14 protein-coding genes and 2 tRNA genes are annotated in these 18,472 nt (G+C 64.0%); 11 read left to right on the forward strand and 5 right to left on the reverse strand.

Features of this window, described 5'->3' with window-relative positions:
- Position 1 precedes the first annotated feature (1 nt).
- The 6 genes from ACJRPG_RS12795 (at position 2) to ACJRPG_RS12820 (ending at position 6,440) form a co-directional block, all read left to right on the forward strand.
- The gene (locus ACJRPG_RS12795) at positions 2–832 is read left to right on the forward strand and encodes a hypothetical protein (protein WP_408000467.1); all 831 of its coding nucleotides are present in this window, start codon (positions 2–4) and stop codon (positions 830–832) included.
- Positions 833–906: 74 nt separating this feature from the next.
- Positions 907–3,018: a M3 family metallopeptidase gene (locus ACJRPG_RS12800; RefSeq protein ID WP_408000468.1), complete on the forward strand. Its 2,112-nt coding sequence runs from the start codon at positions 907–909 to the stop codon at positions 3,016–3,018.
- Between the two features lie 14 nt (positions 3,019–3,032).
- Positions 3,033–5,162, forward strand: a complete 2,130-nt coding sequence (locus ACJRPG_RS12805; protein ID WP_408000469.1) for a M3 family metallopeptidase — start codon at positions 3,033–3,035, stop codon at positions 5,160–5,162.
- 55 nt (positions 5,163–5,217) lie between these two features.
- On the forward strand, positions 5,218–5,613 hold the full coding sequence (locus ACJRPG_RS12810) for a hypothetical protein (protein WP_408000470.1): 396 nt from the start codon (positions 5,218–5,220) through the stop codon (positions 5,611–5,613).
- On the forward strand, positions 5,610–6,128 hold the full coding sequence (locus ACJRPG_RS12815) for a MerR family transcriptional regulator (RefSeq protein ID WP_408000471.1): 519 nt from the start codon (positions 5,610–5,612) through the stop codon (positions 6,126–6,128). Before ACJRPG_RS12810 ends, ACJRPG_RS12815 begins: the two co-directional genes overlap by 4 nt.
- A gap of 36 nt (positions 6,129–6,164) precedes the next feature.
- Complete coding sequence (locus ACJRPG_RS12820) at positions 6,165–6,440, forward strand: DUF4404 family protein (protein WP_408000472.1); 276 nt, start codon at positions 6,165–6,167, stop codon at positions 6,438–6,440.
- 4 nt (positions 6,441–6,444) lie between these two features.
- Here the strand turns inward: ACJRPG_RS12820 and ACJRPG_RS12825 are convergent, their stop codons facing one another.
- Positions 6,445–6,957: a DUF1269 domain-containing protein gene (locus ACJRPG_RS12825; protein WP_408000473.1), complete on the reverse strand. Its 513-nt coding sequence runs from the start codon at positions 6,955–6,957 to the stop codon at positions 6,445–6,447.
- 151 nt (positions 6,958–7,108) lie between these two features.
- Between ACJRPG_RS12825 and ACJRPG_RS12830 the strand changes: the two genes are divergently transcribed.
- The 5 genes from ACJRPG_RS12830 (at position 7,109) to ahpF (ending at position 16,264) form a co-directional block, all read left to right on the forward strand.
- Complete coding sequence (locus ACJRPG_RS12830; protein ID WP_510183105.1) at positions 7,109–9,439, forward strand: YgiQ family radical SAM protein; 2,331 nt, start codon at positions 7,109–7,111, stop codon at positions 9,437–9,439.
- Between the two features lie 102 nt (positions 9,440–9,541).
- Complete coding sequence (locus ACJRPG_RS12835; protein ID WP_408000475.1) at positions 9,542–10,963, forward strand: RCC1 domain-containing protein; 1,422 nt, start codon at positions 9,542–9,544, stop codon at positions 10,961–10,963.
- A 137-nt stretch (positions 10,964–11,100) separates the two neighbouring features.
- On the forward strand, positions 11,101–13,857 hold the full coding sequence (locus ACJRPG_RS12840) for an EAL domain-containing protein (protein WP_408000476.1): 2,757 nt from the start codon (positions 11,101–11,103) through the stop codon (positions 13,855–13,857).
- A gap of 175 nt (positions 13,858–14,032) precedes the next feature.
- On the forward strand, positions 14,033–14,596 hold the full coding sequence (ahpC, locus tag ACJRPG_RS12845; protein ID WP_408000477.1) for an alkyl hydroperoxide reductase subunit C: 564 nt from the start codon (positions 14,033–14,035) through the stop codon (positions 14,594–14,596).
- A gap of 75 nt (positions 14,597–14,671) precedes the next feature.
- Positions 14,672–16,264 (forward strand): alkyl hydroperoxide reductase subunit F, encoded by a 1,593-nt coding sequence (ahpF, locus tag ACJRPG_RS12850; RefSeq protein ID WP_408000478.1) that lies wholly within the window; start codon positions 14,672–14,674, stop codon positions 16,262–16,264.
- Between the two features lie 235 nt (positions 16,265–16,499).
- Here ahpF and ACJRPG_RS12855 read toward each other — a convergent pair whose 3' ends face one another.
- From ACJRPG_RS12855 to ACJRPG_RS12870, 4 genes are all read right to left on the reverse strand, one after another.
- Positions 16,500–17,618 (reverse strand): AI-2E family transporter, encoded by a 1,119-nt coding sequence (locus ACJRPG_RS12855; protein ID WP_408000479.1) that lies wholly within the window; start codon positions 17,616–17,618, stop codon positions 16,500–16,502.
- Positions 17,619–18,101: a cyclic nucleotide-binding domain-containing protein gene (locus ACJRPG_RS12860; protein ID WP_408000480.1), complete on the reverse strand. Its 483-nt coding sequence runs from the start codon at positions 18,099–18,101 to the stop codon at positions 17,619–17,621. It lies immediately after the preceding gene.
- 140 nt (positions 18,102–18,241) lie between these two features.
- Positions 18,242–18,318, reverse strand: a tRNA-Asp gene (locus ACJRPG_RS12865).
- A 16-nt stretch (positions 18,319–18,334) separates the two neighbouring features.
- Positions 18,335–18,410: transfer RNA gene (locus tag ACJRPG_RS12870), tRNA-Val, on the reverse strand.
- Positions 18,411–18,472: the final 62 nt, after the last annotated feature.

Below are 18,472 nucleotides of genomic sequence, written 5' to 3' on the forward strand. Positions count from 1 at the left end.
CATGAAAACATTCATCCTCCTTCTTTCCCTTGCATCGGCCAGCGCTGTCGCCGCGCCATGCAGCGAACGCCTGATCCCCTACACCACGCCCATCGAAAAGCCGGAATACCAGCTGTCGCTGGCCTCCGGGGCAGGACAGCTGTCCTACTTCGGCGCCCGGCATTCCTCCGATCCTGCGGACAAGCAGTTCGCGGAAATCGAGCGCCAGTGGAATGCCCAGCGTCCGCAAGTCGCCTTCTACGAAGGGCCGAACCGTCCGCTGCCCGCCGGCCGTGAAGATGCCATCCGCCAGGCCGGCGAATCGGGTTTCCTGCGCTGGCTGGCGGCACGCGACGGCGCGGAACTGCGCCGTCTTGAACCGGATCCGAAGGACGAAACCGCCCACCTGCTCAAGCACTTCAGCGCCGACCAGGTGGGCCTGTTCTTCACCCTGCGCGAGGCTGCACGCCTGCGCGAGCGGCGCAATATGGGCGAGGCGGAGATCACGAAGGCCATAGACCAGCTGCTGGAACGCGCCGCGGGCCTGGGCCTGAATGCCATTCCTTTCCGTACTTCCGCCGATGTGGCCCAGGCTTACCGCCGCTATTGGCAGGAGCCTGCGCAATGGTGGCAGGCTCCGTCGCGCTGGTTCGATCCGGCGGCGAAATCGGCCGATACTGGCGGCGTGTTCACCAACGAGGTCAATGCGCAGTCCAGCGCCTTCCGCAATATCACGATGGTGGAACGCCTCGCTGCTGCCGTCCGTGAAGGAAAGAAGGTGTTTGCCGTGGTGGGGCGCGACCACGTGTCGCACCAGGCGGATGCGCTGCGCTGCACAATCGCCACGCCGTAATCTCCCTGCTATGATCGTGAGTTCACACGCCGCCGGAACTGGCGGCGTCCGATTGGCGTTCTACGGACCACGATATGACCAGACCAGCAATGATCGTTCTCGCCGCCAGCATGGGGCTCGCATTCGCAAACATCGCCTGCGCCGCCCCGGCCGCCGCCGCTGCAAACCCCTTCTTCAAGGCCAGCACCCTGCCGCTGCAGTATCCTGCCTTCGACAAGATCCGCAACGAGCACTTCGCGCCCGCCTTCAAGGCCGGCATGGAGCAGGAGCTGAAGGAAGTGGCGGCCATCGCCAATAATCCGAAACCGGCCACCTTCGAGAACACCGTTGTGGCGCTGGAGCGCGGAGGCCAGTTGCTGCGCCGCGTGCGCACCGCATTCAGCAACCTGCAGGGCGCGAATACCAATGACGCGCTGGACGCGATCGACCAGGAAATGTCGCCCAAGCTGGCTGCACACGCCGACGCCATCTACCTGAACGCCAAACTGTTCCAGCGCATCCAGTCGCTGTACGACAAGCGCGACAAGCTGAGCCTCGATGCCGAATCGGCCTACCTGCTCGAACGCTACCACCTGGACTTCGTGCGCGCCGGCGCCAAGCTGAATGCGGCCGACAAGGAAAAGCTGAAAGCCCTGAACGGCCAGATCGCCACGCTGCAAACCACCTTCACCCAGAACGTGCTGAAGGAAACCAATGCCTCCGCCCTGGTGGTCGACACGCGCGAAGAACTGGCCGGCATGTCCGAAGCCGCCATCAACGCCGCCGCCGCTGCAGCCAAGGAGCGCGGCCTGGCGGGCAAATATGTGATCGCGCTGATGAACACCACCGGCCAGCCGCCGCTGGCGGAGCTGACCAACGAAAGCGTGCGCGCCCGCCTGATGGCGGCGTCGCAGGCGCGCGGCAGCCATGGCGGAGAATTCGACAACCGCGAAGTGGTGCGCAAGCTGGCCACGCTGCGCGCCGATCAGGCGGTCCTGCTGGGCTACGAAAACTTCGCAGCGTACTCGCTGGAAGACCAGACCGCGAAAACCCCGGCCAATGTGAACAAGCTGCTGGCCGAACTGGCCAAACCTGCGGTGAACAATGCCCGCCGCGAAGGCGCCGACCTGGAAGCCCTTGCAGGCAAGCCGGTGACGGCCGCCGACTGGGCCTTCTACACCGACAAGGTGCGCGCCCAGCGCTACGCCTTCGACGAGAAGCAGCTCAAGCCCTACTTCGAACTGGACAGCGTGCTGCAGAACGGCGTGTTCTTCGCCGCCACCCGCCTGTACGGCATCACTTTCAAGGAGCGCAAGGATCTGCCGGTCTATAACCCGGATGTGCGCGTGTTCGACGTCTACGATGCCGACGGCAAGCAGCTCGCCATCTTCATCGCCGACATGTACGCCCGCAGCAACAAGCAGGGCGGCGCATGGATGAACGAATACGTGTCGCAATCGAAGCTGATGGGCACCAGGCCTGTCGTCGCAAACCACCTGAACATCCCCAAGCCGCCTGCGGGCGAACCTACGCTGCTGACCTTCGATGAAGTGCGCACCGCTTTCCACGAATTCGGCCACGCGCTGCATGGCATGTTCTCGGACGTGAAATACCCGCGCTTCGCCGGCCCGAGCGTGCCGCGCGATTTCGTCGAGTACCCGTCGCAGGTCAACGAGATGTGGGCCGTATGGCCGGAAGTGCTGGCCAACTACGCCAAGCATTACAAGACCGGCGAAGCGATGCCGAAGGAATTGCTGGACAAGGTCATGGCCTCGCGCAAGTTCAACCAGGGCTTCACCACCACCGAATACCTGGCCGCGTCGCTGCTGGACCAGCGCTGGCACCAGCTCAAGCCTGCGCAAGTGCCTTCCGACGTGCTGGCCTTTGAAGCTGCGGCGCTGAAGGATGCCGGCGTGGACTACGCGCTGGTGCCGCCGCGCTACCGCACCACCTACTTCTCTCACGCCTTCTCCGGCGGCTACTCGGCGGGCTACTACGCCTACCTGTGGTCGGAAAAGCTGGATGCGGACAGCGTGGAATGGTTCAAGGAAAACGGCGGCCTGCTGCGCAAGAACGGCGACTGGTTCCGCAAAACCCTGCTGTCGCGCGGCGGCACCGCCGACGCCATGGAACTGTTCCATAACTTCCGCGGCCGCGATGCCGTGATCGAACCGCTGCTGGAACGCCGCGGCCTGAACGCCAAATAAGAAGGATCTGCTGAATGTATCGTCCAAAAATGCTGTTGATCGCCGCCAGTCTTGCCGTGGCAGGCGTGGTGCATGCCGCACCGGCCGCGCCGGCGCTGGCCGCCTCCAATCCCTTCGCCAAGGCGAGCACGCTGCCGCTGCAGTATCCGCCCTTCGATAAAATCCATGACGAAGACTACGGACCTGCTTTCGATGCCGGCATCGCCCAGCAGACGGCCGAAGTGGAGGCCATCGCCAACAACAAGGCCGCGCCGACCTTCGAGAACACCATCGTTGCCATGGAGCGCAGCGGCGCCACGCTGACCCGCGTGTCGAACGTGTTCTTCAACCTGTCCGGCGCCAATACCAACGAAAACATGCAGAAGCTCGACCGCGTGCTGGCGCCCAAGCTGGCCGCGCACAGCGATGCGATCCGCCTGAACGGCAAGCTGTATGCCCGCGTGAAGGCGCTGTACGACAAGCGCGACAGCCTGAAGCTCGATCCGGAATCGAAGTACCTGCTGGAGCGCTACCACACCGACTTCGTGCGCGCCGGCGCCAAACTGTCCGACGCCGACAAGCAGAAGCTGAAGGCCTACAACGCGGAGCTGGCCGGCCTGTCCACGGCTTTCGCGCAGAACGTGCTGAAGGAAACCAATGCATCGGCCCTGGTGGTCGATACGCGCGAAGAACTGGCAGGCATGACGGACAAGGCCATTGAAGCCGCAGCCGCCAACGCCAAAGCACGCGGGCTGGAAGGCAAGTTCGCCATTCCGCTGGTGAACACCACCGGCCAGGCTTCGCTGGAAGTGCTGACCGACCGCACAACGCGCCAGCGCCTGCTGGAAGCGTCGATGGCGCGCGGCAGCCGTGGCGGCGAGTTCGATAACCGTGAGCTCGTGCTGAAGCTGGCGAAGCTGCGCGCCGAACGCGCTGCGCTGCTCGGCTATCCAAACCATGCGGCCTACACGCTGGAAGACCAGACCGCGCGCACCACCGGCGCCGTGAACCAGCTGCTGTCCGAGTTCGCGCGCCCCGCGGTGGCCAATGCGCGCCGCGAAGGCGCCGATATCCAGAAGGTCATCGATGCCGAAAAGGGCGGCTTCCAGCTGCAGGCTTCGGACTGGGCCTTCTACACCGAGAAGGTGCGCAAGGAGCGCTACGCTTTCGACGCCAACGAGATCAAGCCCTACTTCGAGCTGAACCGCGTGCTGGTCGACGGCGTGTTCTTCGCCGCGAACAAGGTGTACGGCCTGACCTTCAAGGAGCGCAAGGATCTGCCGGTGTATAACCCGGACGTGCGCGTGTTCGACGTGTTCGACGCCGACGGCAAGCAGCTCGCCATCTTCCTGGCCGATATGTACGCCCGCAGCAACAAGCGTGGCGGCGCCTGGATGAATGCCTATGTGTCGCAGTCCGGGCTGACCGGCGCCAAACCGGTGGTGGCGAACCACCTGAACATTCCGAAACCGGCTGACGGCGAACCGACCCTGCTGACCTACGACGAAGTGCGCACCGCCTTCCACGAATTCGGCCACGCGCTGCACGGCATGTTCTCGAACGTGAAGTATCCGCGCTTCTCCGGCACGCGCGTGCCGCGCGACTACGTGGAATTCCCTTCGCAGGTCAACGAGATGTGGGCTGTGTGGCCCGAAGTGCTGAACAACTACGCGAAGCACTACCAGACCGGCGCGCCGATGCCGAAAGAGCTGCTGGACAAGGTGCTCGCTTCCGGCAAGTTCAACGAAGGCCACCGCACCACCGAGTACCTGGCCGCCTCGATCATCGACCAGCGCTGGCACCAGCTGGCGCCGGACCAGATCCCGGCCGACGTAGTGGCCTTCGAAGCGGCCGCGCTGAAGGATGCGGGCGTGGACTACGCCGCCGTGCCGCCGCGCTACCGCAGCACCTACTTCTCGCACGTGTTCGCCGGCGGCTATTCGGCCGGCTACTACGGCTACCTGTGGGCCGAGAAGCTGGATGCCGATGCGGTGGAATGGTTCAAGGAAAACGGCGGCATGTCGCGCAAGAACGGCGACCATTTCCGCAAAATGCTGCTGTCGCGCGGCGGCACTGTGGATGCGATGCAGATGTACCGCGATTTCCGCGGCCGCGATGCGGTCATCCAGCCCCTGCTGGAGCGCCGCGGCCTGACTGGCCAATAAAGGGGGGCAAATGATTGCTTGACCTGTCTATCGTAGACAGGTTTATGCTGGGCGCATGGACGATGATGACTTCCTGCGCAGCCTCGAAGACTGCACGCTGCCCCCGCAGCACTTCAACCATGCCGGCCATATCAGGCTGGCATGGCTCCAGCTCCGCCGCCTGCCTTTCGAGCAGGCGGTGGAGCGTACCTGCACCCTGATCCGGGCGTACGCCGCGCATCTGGGCGCCGCAGGAAAATTCCACTACACCATTACCGCCGCGCTGATGCACCTGATGCGCGAGGCGGGCGCCTGCGAGGCGCAACTTGGCCATGAGGCCTTCCTGGTCCGCGCCGCGCCTCTGCTGGCCGATGCGCGCGGCGGGCTGGCGCTGCACTACTCGGACGAACTGCTGGCCGGCAGCGCCGCACGTGAAGCGTTTGCCGCGCCTGACCGGATGCCGCTGCCATGAGCGCCGTCCTCAGCGTCGGCCAGCTGGCCCGCCTGTGCGGCGTATCGCGCGCGGCCTTGCTCTACTACGAAAGCCTGGGCCTGCTGTCGCCGCAGCGCAGCGCCTCCGGCTACCGGCGCTATGGCGAGCAGGACGTGCGGCGCGCGCAGCAGATCCGCGACTACCGGGCTACCGGCCTCGGCATGGAAGCCATCGGCGCGCTGCTGGACGAAGCGCCGGGCCCGGCCCTGCTGCAGGACCGCCTGCGCGAGATCCACGCCGAAATCCGCCGCCTGCGCGAACAGCAGGCCCTGCTGGAGCAGCTGCTGGGGCAGGCGGGCGACGGCCCGATGACGGTGGCGCGCTGGACCGCGCTGCAGCATGCGGCCGGCGTCGATGACGCGGCCATGCAACGCTGGCATGCGCTGTTCGAGCAACAGTCGCCGCAGGCACACGAAGATTTCCTGCGCTCACTGGGTGTGGATGAGGCGGGAATTGCGCGCATTCGTGGCTGGTCGCGCGGAATCAGTGTATAAGTTCGTCTGTAGCCACTTTAATAAGGGGACAGCGCGATGGACAACAATCTGAAAGAGTCGCTCCGCAACCTGCACGGCAGCCTGGCCAATGCCGGCCCGGTCGATGAAGAGCTGCAGGACCTGCTGCGCCAGCTGGACGTGGATATCCGCCTGCTGCTGGAACAGCGCGCGGCGGAAGGCGAGGACGTCACCACCACCTACGGCCTGGCCGAACGCACGCAGGAAATCTCGGCGAAATTCGCTGCGAAGCATCCGGCCCTGGAGCCCACGCTGCGCGAGCTGGGCCGTATCCTCGGCAATATGGGGATCTGAGGCCTCAGGGGAAGGCCAGCATCGGCGGTTCTTCCCCGGCAAAGCTGAAGTCGGGATGCCGCGCGGCGATCATGTCCTCGATCTCGCGCACCCGGCGCAGCGGCACATCCACCATCATCAGCACCTCGCCGGCCGCGATGCGCTCGGCGTATTTCTCCAGCTTCTTGTTCGGCACGGCGGCCGCATTCATGCCCGAAGCCCAGGCCCCGAACAGGGCGCCGCCCAGCGCCATCAGCAGGATGGCGGCGGTGCGCATGGTCAGCCCGTCCGGCGGCATCAGCACCAGCAGCACCCCCGCCACAAAGCCCGCGATACCGCCGATGATGATGCCCAGCTGGGCGCCGTGAATCAGGTCGGTTTTCACCATGAAGCCGCATTCGGGCATGTCCTTCGGCAAGGCGCCTTCGCGCGCCATGAAGCGGATGTGGCGTTCCTCGATGCGCGCCAGCAAGAGCTCGTCGAGCATGGCGCGGGCCGCCGGAACGGAGGGTAGAACGTAATAGAGTCTGCGTCGCATGATGGTCTCCCCAAAAGCTATTCTTCGTTATAGCAAATGTGGCCGGCATTACAATGTGCTAACACCCAAGTTATTGAATAATAAAAGCTTTTATGCGACGCGGCGGCAGGCAAATGCAGCGGCGGCACGCCAATTCCGGTACAATACCGGGATGAATTCCCCAGCAAACCTTTTTGCGGCCGTCCCCAAGCGGTCTGCCCGCGCTGCCGCTGCGCCTTTCCTCCCTATGTCCCGCGAAGAGATGGACACCCTGGGCTGGGAGGAGTGCGACGTCATCCTTGTCACCGGCGACGCCTATATCGACCATCCGAGTTTCGGCATGGCTCTGGTCGGCCGCCTGCTGGAAGCACAAGGCTACCGAGTGGGCATTATTTCGCAGCCGGACTGGCAGTCGGCGGACGATTTCCGCAAGCTGGGCAAGCCGCGCCTGTATTACGGCGTTACGGCCGGCAATATGGATTCCATGGTCAACCGCTACACGGCCGACCGCAAGCCGCGTTCCGACGACGCCTACACGCCGAACGGCGAGCCGAACAAGCGTCCGGACCGCGCCGTGTCGGTGTATGCCCAGCGCTGCCGCGAAGCCTTCCCGGGCACGCCGGTGGTGATCGGCTCGATTGAAGCCTCGCTGCGCCGCATCGCCCACTACGATTACTGGTCGGACAAGGTGCGCCGTTCCGTGCTGTTCGAGTCCAAGGCCGACATGCTCATCTTCGGCAACGCCGAGCGCGCGCTGGTGGACCTCACGCGCCGCATGGCCGATGGCGAAAACATCAAGACCATCCGCGACCTGCGCGGCACCGCCTTCCTGGTGCCCAGCGGCTGGATGCCGGGCGAGGACTGGGGCGTGCACAACAGCACCCGCGTCGATATTCCCGGCAAGATCGATGCCCATCCCGATCCTTACCTGATGGTGCAGCCGAACACGCCGGGCTGCGCGACCGATAACAAACCGGCCGAAGAAAGCAATCCCGCCATGGTCGAGCCCAAGGCCGAGGTGGTGAAGCCGATCCGCATCATGAGCCGCGAAGAGCGCCTCGCGATGCAGAAGGAAAAACACAACAAGACCGTGGTGCGCCTGCCGTCCTTCGAAACGGTGAGCACCGATCCGGTGATGTATGCGCACGCCTCGCGCGTGTTCCACCTGGAATCGAATCCCGGCAATGCGCGCGCGCTGGTGCAGGCGCACGGCGACCGCGATGTGTGGATGAACCCGCCGCCGCTGCCGCTGCAGATGGACGAGATGGACAATGTCTACGACCTGGAATACGCGCGCGGTCCGCACCCGAGCTATGGCAATGCCAATATCCCGGCCTGGGAAATGATACGCTTCTCGGTCAACATCATGCGCGGCTGCTTCGGCGGCTGCACCTTCTGCTCGATCACCGAGCACGAAGGCCGCATCATCCAGAGCCGTTCCGAGCCATCGATCCTGCGCGAGATCGAGCATATCCGCGACAAGACCAAGGGCTTCACCGGCATCATCTCCGACCTTGGCGGGCCCACCGCGAACATGTACCGCCTGTCCTGCAAGGACAAGGAGATCGAATCGACCTGCCGCCGCCTGTCCTGCGTGTATCCGTCGATCTGCGTCAACCTGGGCACCAACCACAATCCGCTGATCAAGCTGTACCGCAAGGCGCGCGCCATCCCCGGCGTGAAGAAGGTGCTGATCCAGTCCGGCCTGCGCTACGACCTGGCCGTGCGTTCGCCCGAGTATGTGAAGGAACTGGTGACGCACCACGTGGGCGGCCTGCTGAAGATCGCGCCCGAGCACACCGAATCGAACGTGCTGAGCAAGATGATGAAGCCCGGCATCGGCGCCTATGACGAGTTCAAGGCCCTGTTCGAGAAGTATTCGATCGAAGCCGGCAAGAAGCAGTACCTGATCCCTTACTTCATCGCCGCCCACCCGGGCGCGACGGACGAGGACATGCTGAACCTGGCGCTGTGGCTGAAGAAGAACAACTTCCGCCTCGACCAGGTGCAGACCTTCATGCCCACGCCGATGGCCATGGCCAGTGCCATGTACCACTCGCGCAAGAACCCGCTGCACAAGGTCACGGACGATTCGGAAACCGTGGAGACCCCGCGCACGCTGAAGCAGCGCCAGGCGCACAAGGCCTTCCTGCGCTATTACGACCCGAAGAACTGGCCCATCCTGCGCGATACGCTGCGCCGCATGGGGCGTGGCGACCTGATCGGCACCGGCGAGCGCCACCTGATTCCGCCGTATGTGGTGGGCGAGGAAAACTTCAAGCCGTCGGCGGGCAAGCGCGCCATGCCGATGCTGGCGCCGGGCGCGGAGAAGCGCGGCAAGCTGCCGCCTGCGGCGGGCGGCGGGCGCGGCAAGGCCAACGCCCTGACCGGCTCCCTGACGGCGCGCGCCGCCGTCGAGACCAAGGCCCGTCCTTCCATCCTCGACACTATCAAAGTGAAAGCCAAAGCGCCGCCGAAACCGGCGCGCGGCAGCCGCAAATAAGCGAGATCGCCGGCCTCATCCGCCGGCGATGTTGTTTTTGGGAATCTGTTTCATTTCGGGGCATAATGGTGATTGATGTTTCACCTTGCTCATGAAATGGAAATGAAGATGAACCTGAAGGCCTTGCTGCTCACGCCCCTGCTGGCGCTGCTGGTCGCCTGCGGCGGTGGCGACGATGACAAAACCGACACGCCGACCACGCCAACCCCGGCCACGCCGACCCTGGTGTCGATCGCGCTGACGCCGGCCAACCCCACCATCGCCGTCGGCGGCACCCAGCAGCTGACCGCCACCGGCACCTATTCGGACGGCAAGAGCGCAGCCATCAAGGACACCATCACCTGGGCTGCCAAGGGCAATATGGTGTCGGTCTTCACCAGCGGTTTGGTGACCGGTAAAGCGGTCGGCACCGATACCGTCACCGCGACCGTAGGCTCGGTGGTCGGCAGCACCACCATTACCGTGACTGGCCCTTGGGCGGACGCGGCAGCGGGTGGCCACCAGACGGTGGCCCTGCGCAAGGACGGCACGCTATACGCATGGGGCTGGAACCGCTGGGGCCAGCTGGGCGATGGCAGCACCGCTGACCAGAAGAAACCGGTAGCGGTGAGCGGCAGCGTGAATACCTGGAAGCAGGTAGCCACCGGCGAATTCCATACGCTGGCCGTGCGTGCCGACGGCACGCTGTGGGCCTGGGGCTTCAACCAGAACGGCCAACTCGGCCTGGGTAACAATCTGGATAAAGCCGTGCCAACCCAGGTTGGTACGGCCAAGACCTGGGTCGCGGTCGCTGCGGGCAAGTCGCATTCGCTGGCGATCGACAAGGCCGGGGTGCTGTGGACCTGGGGCCGCAACTTCAACGGCCAGCTCGGCGACGATACGACGGTGGACAAACTGGTGCCCACCAAGCTTGCCAGCCCGGTCGCTGGCGGTCTCTGGAAATTGGTGACCGCGGGTGCGGCGCATTCCATGGGCGTGCTGGCTGATGGCTCGCTGTATGCCTGGGGCGCGAACGAGAGCGGCCAGGCAGGCACTGGCGGCCTGGCCGGCGTGACCAAGCCCACCCGCGTTGGCACCGGCACTTGGGTGCTGGCGGCAGCGGGCGGCAACCATTCGCTGGCGGTGCGCGCCGACGGCGCCCTGTTCGCCTGGGGCGCCAACGATGCCGGCCAGCTGGGCAACGATTCCTTTGCCAACGTCACCACGCCGGTGCGCATCGGCACGGACAGCAACTGGGCCTACCTCGCGGCCGGCACCAGCCATTCGCTGGGCGTGAAAGCCGACGGTACCCTGTGGTCATGGGGCTCGAACAGTGATGGCCAACTGGGCAGCGGCACGCTGAGCGACCGCCGCGTTCCAGTACAGGTTGGCACCGGCACCATCTGGAAGTCGGTGTCGGCCGGTTTGCAGCACTCGCTAGGCGTGCAGACTGACGGCAGCATCTGGAGCTGGGGCCGCAATGCCGAAGGCCAGCAGGGCAATGGCGGCACTGCCGCCGTCACCACCCCGGCCACCCTGCCATAACGTTCTCCGTCCCGGCGGGCCGCCCGGCCCGCCCCAGGGGTGCGGCATGAAAGCCACACTTCTGTCTTGGACGCCCGGGAAACCGATACAATCTGTTAACTGGTCTTGGTGCCCCGTTAACCTGTTTCGGAACCATAGTGCGTCCATTCTCATCGTTCCTTCTCCTGTTATCGCTCTTCCTTGCGTCGGCGCATGCACAGGACAAGGTCGTACTGCAGCTCAAGCACAGCCACCAGTTCCAGTTCGCCGGCTATTACGCCGCCATCGAAAAGGGCTACTACCGTGAAGCCGGGCTCGACGTACAACTGGTGGAAAGCACCGACGGCAATGAGCCGGAGCGTGCCGTATTGTCCGGCCGCGCCCAGTACGGCGTAGGCAGCAGCAGCCTGCTGCTGGCCCGCCTGTCGGGCAAGCCGCTGGTGGTGCTGGGCGTGATCTTCCAGCACTCGCCCTATGTGCTGGCGATGCGCCAGCAGGGCCCCACTCCCGATATCCGCAACATCATCGGCAAGCACGCGATGATCGGCTCGCTGAATGACGAGCTGAGCCAGGCGGACGAGCTGCTGGCCTACCTGAAAAAGGAAGGCATCACGCCGGACCGCATCATCCGCCGCGAACACAGCTACAACCCGGAAGACCTGGTCTCCGGCAAGGTGGACGCGATGGCCATCTACATGACCAATGAGCCGGACTACCTGGACCGTGTCGGCTTCCCCTACGACATCTACAATCCGCGTTCCTCGGGCATCGATTTCTATGGCGACAACCTGTTCACCAGCGAACAGGAGCTTGCCGCCCATCCGGAGCGCGTGAAAGCCTTCCGGGCCGCCAGCCTCCGGGGCTGGCAGTATGCGATGAGCCACCAGGAAGAGATTGTGGACCTCATCCTGAACAAATATTCGCGCCGCAACGACCGCCTGCACCTGCTGTATGAGGCGCGCCAGATGGTGGCCCTGGTGCAGCCTGTGCTGGTGGAAATCGGCTATATGAATCCGGACCGCTGGCAGCACATCGCCGATATCTATACCGACCTCGGCCTGCTGCCGAAAGGTGTGTCCTTCTCCGGCTTCCTGTACAACGCGGACAACGGGCCGGAACTGGCCTGGCTGTACCGCGTGCTGGGGGTGGCGGGCGCACTGCTGCTGCTGGGCGCGGCGGTGCACTTCAGCCTGCTGGCGCGCGAGCGCAGCCGCTCGCAGGAGGCGATCCGCATCGGCGAGCAGCGCTTCCGCACCATGTTCGAGGCGGCGCCGATGGGCATTGCGCTGGTGGACTCGGTCACGGGGCGCTTCGGCGACGTCAACCCGCGCTATGCCGAGATCGCCGGTCGCAGCGTGGAGCAGATGAAGCAGGGCACCTGGATGGACGTGGTCGATCCGGAAGACGTGGCCGTCATCATTCCGCAGATGGAGGAATTCACCAAGCGCGACCTGGCCGAACTGAAAACCACGGCGCGCATGGTGCGGCCGGACGGCACGCGGATCTGGGTGGAAGCCTCGATCACGCCGGTGCTGGCCAGCGCGGCCGGTCCCGCCATGCATCTGTGCATGATCGAAGACGTGACGGACCAGAAGCAGACCGAGGCGCTGATCTGGCAGCAGGCCAATTTCGATACGCTGACCCAGCTGCCGAACCGCCGCATGTTCCTCGACCGCCTGCAGCACGACATCCTGAAAAGCCGGCGCGACGGCACCCGCATTGCCATCCTGTTCATCGACCTCGACCACTTCAAGGAAGTGAACGACACGCTGGGCCACCACCAGGGCGACGTGCTGCTGATCGACGCGGCGCGCCGCATCAGCGCCTGCGTGCGCGAATCCGATACCGTGGCGCGCCTCGGCGGCGACGAATTCACCGTCATCCTGCCCTCGCTGGAAGAGGTGGACCGCGTGGAAACCATCGCCCAGAACATCATCGACAGCCTGCTGATGCCGTTTGCGCTGGGCCAGGAACAGGCCTTCGTGTCGGCCTCGATCGGCATCACGCTGTATCCGGACGATGCGGGCAGCATGGAAGACCTGCTGAAGCACGCCGACCAGGCCATGTATGCGGCCAAGGGCGCGGGCCGCAACCGCTTCAGCTACTTCACGCCGGCGCTGCAGGTGGCGGCGCTGAACCGCATGCGCCTGACCAACGATCTGCGCGGCGCGCTGAAAGGCGGCCAGCTGCGCCTGTACTTCCAGCCCATCGTGCACCTGAAAACCGGCCGCATCCACAAGGCGGAAGCGCTGCTGCGCTGGGAGCATCCGCAGCGCGGCATGGTCAGTCCGCTGGAATTCATTCCGCTGGCCGAAGCGAGCGGCCTGATCGTCGATATCGGGCAGTGGGTATTCCACGAAGCCGTGCGCTGGGTGCAGCGCTGGCGGGCCGAAGTGCATCCGGCCTTCCAGGTCAGCGTCAACCAGTCGCCGCTGGAATTCCAGCGCGAAGGCGGGGGCTATGACGGCTGGCTGCGCCACCTGCAGCAGCAGTCGCTGCCGGGGCAGGCGCTGGTGGTGGAGATTACCGAAGGCCTGCTGCTGGACGCCAGCAATGCCGTCACCGACAAGCTGCTGCAGCTGCGCGACGCCGGCATCCAGGTGGCGCTGGACGACTTCGGCACCGGCTATTCCTCGCTGTCCTACCTGAAGAAATTCGACATCGACTACCTGAAGATCGACCGCAGCTTCACTCGCAACCTGGCGCCGGAATCGAGCGATATGGCGCTGTCGGAAGCCATCATCGTCATGGCCCACAAGCTGGAGCTGGAAGTGATTGCGGAAGGGGTGGAAACGCCGGAGCAGCGCGAGCTGCTGGCCGCCGCCGGCTGCGACTACGGCCAGGGCTACCTGTTCGCCCGCCCCATGCCGGCCGCCGATTTCGACCTGATGCTCAAGGCCCAGCTGGCGGCTTGAGCCCCTATAAGGCAATCCTGCCGCTTTGACCACAAAAGCGGATAATATCGCTCTCGCTCGCCCGTTTCGATAGCTAAAGCCAATTGAAACTATTGGAACAATCAATTTTCCAAATAGACGAGAAACCCTTAAACTGGCATCTCATTGATTCACAACCCTCACGAGGAAAACACAAATGTCTCTGATCAACACCCAAGTAAAACCGTTCAAGGCAACCGCTTACCACAACGGCAAGTTCATCGACCTGAGCGAAGAGTCCCTGAAGGGCAAGTGGTCGGTCTTCGTGTTCTACCCGGCTGACTTCACGTTCGTGTGCCCGACCGAACTGGAAGACCTGGCAGACAACTACGCTGAATTCCAGAAACTGGGCGTGGAAGTGTACGGCATCTCGACCGACACCCACTTCGCGCACAAAGCATGGCACGACACCTCGGACGCGATCAAGAAAGTGCAATACCCGCTGGTCGGCGACCCAACCGGCCTGCTGTCCCGCAACTTCCAGGTCATGATCGAAGAAGAAGGCCTGGCGCTGCGCGGCACCTTCGTGATCAATCCGGACGGCTTCATCAAAGTGCTGGAAGTGCACGACAACGGCATCGGCCGCGACGCAGGCGAGCTGCTGCGTAAAGTGAAAGCCGCTCAGTACGTGGCTTCCCATCCAGGCGAAGTGTGCCCGGCCAAGTGGACCGAAGGCGCAGCAACCCTGACCCCATCGCTGGATCTGGTAGGCAAGATCTAAGCTTAGCAGTACCCCCGATACCTGGCTGGCGGGGGAATTCCCCCGGCCAGGTAGTTCAAGCAAAGGAAAAAAGTCATGTTGGATGCCAATCTCAAAACCCAGTTGAAAGCCTATTTGGAAAAGGTGGTGCAGCCGATTGAGATCGTCGCATCGCTGGATGACTCCGCCAAAGCGCGGGAAATGCAGGACCTGCTCCGCGACATCGCCGCGTTGAGCGACAAGATTACCGTGGTCGAGGACAATGCCGCCGACGTGCGCAAGCCATCGTTCTCGATCAACCGTGCGGGCAGCGATATCGGCGTGCGTTTCGCCGGCATCCCGATGGGCCACGAGTTCACCTCGCTGGTGCTGGCCCTGCTGCAGGTGGGCGGCCACACCATCAAGTTCGATGAGGCCGTGATCGAACAGATCCGCAACCTGGACGGCGACTACCACTTCGAGACCTTCATCTCGCTGAGCTGCCATAACTGCCCGGAAGTGGTGCAGGCGCTGAATGCGATGTCGGTGATCAACCCGCGCATCAAGGTGACCACCATCGACGGCGGCGTATTCCAGAAGGAAGTGGAAGAACGCCAGATCATGGCGGTGCCGATGATGTTCATGAACGGCCAGCACTTCGGCCAGGGCCGCACCAATGTCGAGGAAATCCTCGCCAAGCTGGATTCGAACGCCAGCGTGCGCGCCGCGGCGGAGCTGAGCAAGAAAGACGTGTTCGACGTGCTGATCGTCGGCGGCGGTCCTGCCGGTGCGGCATCCGCGATCTACGCGGCCCGCAAGGGCATCAAGACCGGCGTGCTGGCGGAACGCTTCGGCGGACAGGTGCTGGACACGCTGGCGATCGAGAACTTCGTCTCCGTCACCGAAACCGACGGCCCGAAATTCGCGGTGGCGCTGGAGCAGCACGTGAAGACCTATGAAGTGGACATCATGAACACCCAGCGCGCCGTGAAACTGGTGCCGGGCAAAGTGACGGAAGTGCACACCGAGAGCGGTGCGGTACTGAAGGGCAAGACCGTGATCCTGTCGACGGGTGCCCGCTGGCGCGAAATCAATGTGCCGGGCGAGAAGGAATACCGTAACCACGGCGTGGCCTACTGCCCGCACTGCGACGGCCCGCTGTTCAAGGGCAAGCGCGTGTCGGTGATCGGCGGCGGCAACTCCGGCGTGGAAGCGGCGATCGACCTGGCGGGCATTGTGGAACACGTGACCCTGATCGAGTTCGGCGCCGAGCTGCGTGCGGATGCGGTGCTGCAGCGCAAGCTGCGTTCGCTGAAAAACGTCAACGTGATCGTCTCGGCGCAGACCACCGAGATCCATGGCGACGGCAAGAAAGTGAATGGCATCAGCTACACCGACCGCAACACGGGCGAATCGCACCGCATCGAGCTGGAAGGCGTATTCGTGCAGATCGGCCTGGTGCCCAACACCGAATGGCTGAAAGGCACGGTAGCCCTGTCGCGCCACGGCGAAATCGAAGTGGACGCACGCGGCCAGACCTCGGTGCCGGGCGTGTTCGCTGCCGGCGACGTGACGACGGTGCCGTACAAGCAGATCGTGATCGCCGTCGGCGAAGGCGCGAAAGCCGCCCTCTCCGCCTTCGACCACCTGATCCGCTCGGGCGACGACGAAACCGCGGCCCCGGCCGCCAAGGAAGCCGTCGCAGCGTAACAGTCGTCAGCGCAAGCAAAAAGGGCAGAGTTTTCCTCTGCCCTTTTTTTCTTCTTAATTGGGGACAGACCCTATTTTCAGAAATTAGGGTCCGTCCCCAATTAGAAAGTCCGGGGCGGCGTACAGAATGCCGGATTTTGCCAATGCCGATTTCGCATGGATAAGCGACCGCTCAAGGGGCGTCGCTGAAATTGGGGACGGACCCTGATTTCTAAAAATAGGGTCTGTCCCCGATTTAGGGGAGGAGGTCGGCGCTGGCCTGGCGCTGGCGCAGGGCTTTGGCGTGGCGGTGGCGGGCGCGCAGGCGCGGGTTCGTGATCAGCCGGCCCAGGGTTTCGCCGATCACCATCACGACACCCAGCAGCGGCAGCACCAGCATCAAGCCTGCCACCCCGGCCACCGAGCCGCCGATGAAGATCATCAGCACCGTGACCAGCGGATGGATGCGCAGGCTGCGGCCCAGGGTCAGCGGCATGAAGACGAAGTCGTCCAGCAGCCGCGCGGCGATGAAGACCCCGATCGCGCTGTAGGCGATCATCGTGTCGCCCGGCGCATCGGCCGCCGCCACCAGCACTACCATGATGCAGCCGAGGATCGAGCCGACGAAGGGAATCCATGCCAGCACCGCGGCAATGAAGCCCAGCAGCAGCGGCGGCGATACGCCGATCAGCCACAGGCCGAACGCCAATACCATCGTGTCCAGCACCGTCAGCTTCAGCATGCCCTGGAAGTAGCGCCGCGCCGTCTGGTCCACTTCGTGCAGCAGGAACAGCGTCTTCTCGAAGAAGGCGTTCGGCACCGCGCGCGCCAGGAAGCGCTTGAAACGGCCGCCGTCGCGCAGGAAGAAGAAGGTGAGGAAGGGCGCCAGCAGCAGCGAGGGAATCCAGGCGGCGGCCCCGACCAGCAGGCCGGGCAGGTGGTCGGTGAAGAAGTCGTGCGTGTAGGCGCTGAAGCGGGCGTTGATGTTGTCGCTCATGCCGGCCTGGTGCAGCACGGGGAATTTGTCCTCCAGCGACAGCAGGGTGTTGCGCACGAAAGCCGTGCCGCCTTCGATATAGCGTTCCGGCAGCCCTTGCCACGAGGAGCTGGGGCTGGACGAAAGCCAGGCCATCAGCAGCAGGCCCGCCACGATCACGCAGGCAAAGAAGCCGCTGCCCACCAGCAGCGCGGCCGTGTTGTGGCTGAAGCCCATGCGCAGCAGCCTGTGCATCGGCGGCAGCAGCACGTAATACAGGATGATGCCGAGCAGGAAGGGCACCGTCAGCCACAGCATGTGCTGCAGCACATAGAGCAGCAGGCAGGTGGCGAGCACGATGGCGCACCACACGACGGGTCCGGGACGGCGGCCTGACATTTACAGGGTCTCGATCTGGGGGCTGCCGCACATCCATTCGCGCAGGCGGGCGCCGATATGCCGCGCCAGGGCGAGCGATATCTTGTAGCCGATCACGGCGTCGGTTTCCATCAGCCCCATGAAGTCGGCGCGGAAGAAGACGGCCAGCTGGCAGTTGTCCAGCGCACGCGCCTGGGCGCTGCGCGGCGAGTTGTCCAGCAGGGCCAGGTCGCCGAAGAAGGAGCCGGCCGGCAGCTCGGCCACCACTTCCTTGCCGCCCGCTACCGCGCGGTTGATCTGCACCTTGCCCGAAATGACGAGGTAGAGCGCCTGCCCTTCTTCGCCTTCGTCGAAGATGATTTCGTCGGTGAGGAAGCGGCGCTCATGCATCAGGCCGTCCACGATCTTCAGTTCCAGCGGCGTCAGCGATGAGAACAGCGCCGACTCGCGCAGCCGGGTCAGGCGTGGCGACAGCGCGGGCGATTTCAGGAAACCAAAGATCACGTGCAACTCCGTTGGACAGGGCTGTTGTTACAACACTATTGTCGCCGGTTTTTCAGGCAGGCCGCGGTTTACCGGCAAGACTGTTGCAAGAGGGATACAAAATGAAAAGAGCCCGATCGAAATCGGGCTCTCTGGGATTCTGGCGGAGTGGACGGGGCTCGAACCCGCGACCCCCGGCGTGACAGGCCGGTATTCTAACCAACTGAACTACCACTCCTAATTCTTCGCAGTCCTGGTGGGCGCTGAGAGGGTCGAACTCCCGACCTAATCCTTGTAAGGGATCCGCTCTACCAACTGAGCTAAGCGCCCGTCCAATTGCTCCGGAACTGCTGAACGTTTGTCACAACGTTCAGAAGAGGCCGTATTCTACA

It is taken from the genome of Pseudoduganella rhizocola (assembly GCF_045984285.3).
Lineage (GTDB): Bacteria > Pseudomonadota > Gammaproteobacteria > Burkholderiales > Burkholderiaceae_D > Rugamonas.

Excerpts from the sequence above, each read along its gene's own strand:
- ACJRPG_RS12800 (WP_408000468.1), top strand. The coding sequence starts at position 907 with ATGACCAGACCAGCAATGATCGTTCTCGCCGCCAGCATGGGGCTCGCA.
- ACJRPG_RS12830 (WP_510183105.1), top strand. The coding sequence starts at position 7,109 with ATGAATTCCCCAGCAAACCTTTTTGCGGCCGTCCCCAAGCGGTCTGCC.
- ACJRPG_RS12795 (WP_408000467.1), top strand. The coding sequence starts at position 2 with ATGAAAACATTCATCCTCCTTCTTTCCCTTGCATCGGCCAGCGCTGTC.
- ACJRPG_RS12805 (WP_408000469.1), top strand. The coding sequence starts at position 3,033 with ATGTATCGTCCAAAAATGCTGTTGATCGCCGCCAGTCTTGCCGTGGCA.
- ACJRPG_RS12810 (WP_408000470.1), top strand. The coding sequence starts at position 5,218 with ATGGACGATGATGACTTCCTGCGCAGCCTCGAAGACTGCACGCTGCCC.
- ahpF (WP_408000478.1), top strand. The coding sequence starts at position 14,672 with ATGTTGGATGCCAATCTCAAAACCCAGTTGAAAGCCTATTTGGAAAAG.
- ACJRPG_RS12855 (WP_408000479.1), bottom strand. The coding sequence starts at position 17,618 with ATGTCAGGCCGCCGTCCCGGACCCGTCGTGTGGTGCGCCATCGTGCTC.
- ahpC (WP_408000477.1), top strand. The coding sequence starts at position 14,033 with ATGTCTCTGATCAACACCCAAGTAAAACCGTTCAAGGCAACCGCTTAC.
- ACJRPG_RS12835 (WP_408000475.1), top strand. The coding sequence starts at position 9,542 with ATGAAGATGAACCTGAAGGCCTTGCTGCTCACGCCCCTGCTGGCGCTG.
- ACJRPG_RS12825 (WP_408000473.1), bottom strand. The coding sequence starts at position 6,957 with ATGCGACGCAGACTCTATTACGTTCTACCCTCCGTTCCGGCGGCCCGC.
- ACJRPG_RS12820 (WP_408000472.1), top strand. The coding sequence starts at position 6,165 with ATGGACAACAATCTGAAAGAGTCGCTCCGCAACCTGCACGGCAGCCTG.
- ACJRPG_RS12815 (WP_408000471.1), top strand. The coding sequence starts at position 5,610 with ATGAGCGCCGTCCTCAGCGTCGGCCAGCTGGCCCGCCTGTGCGGCGTA.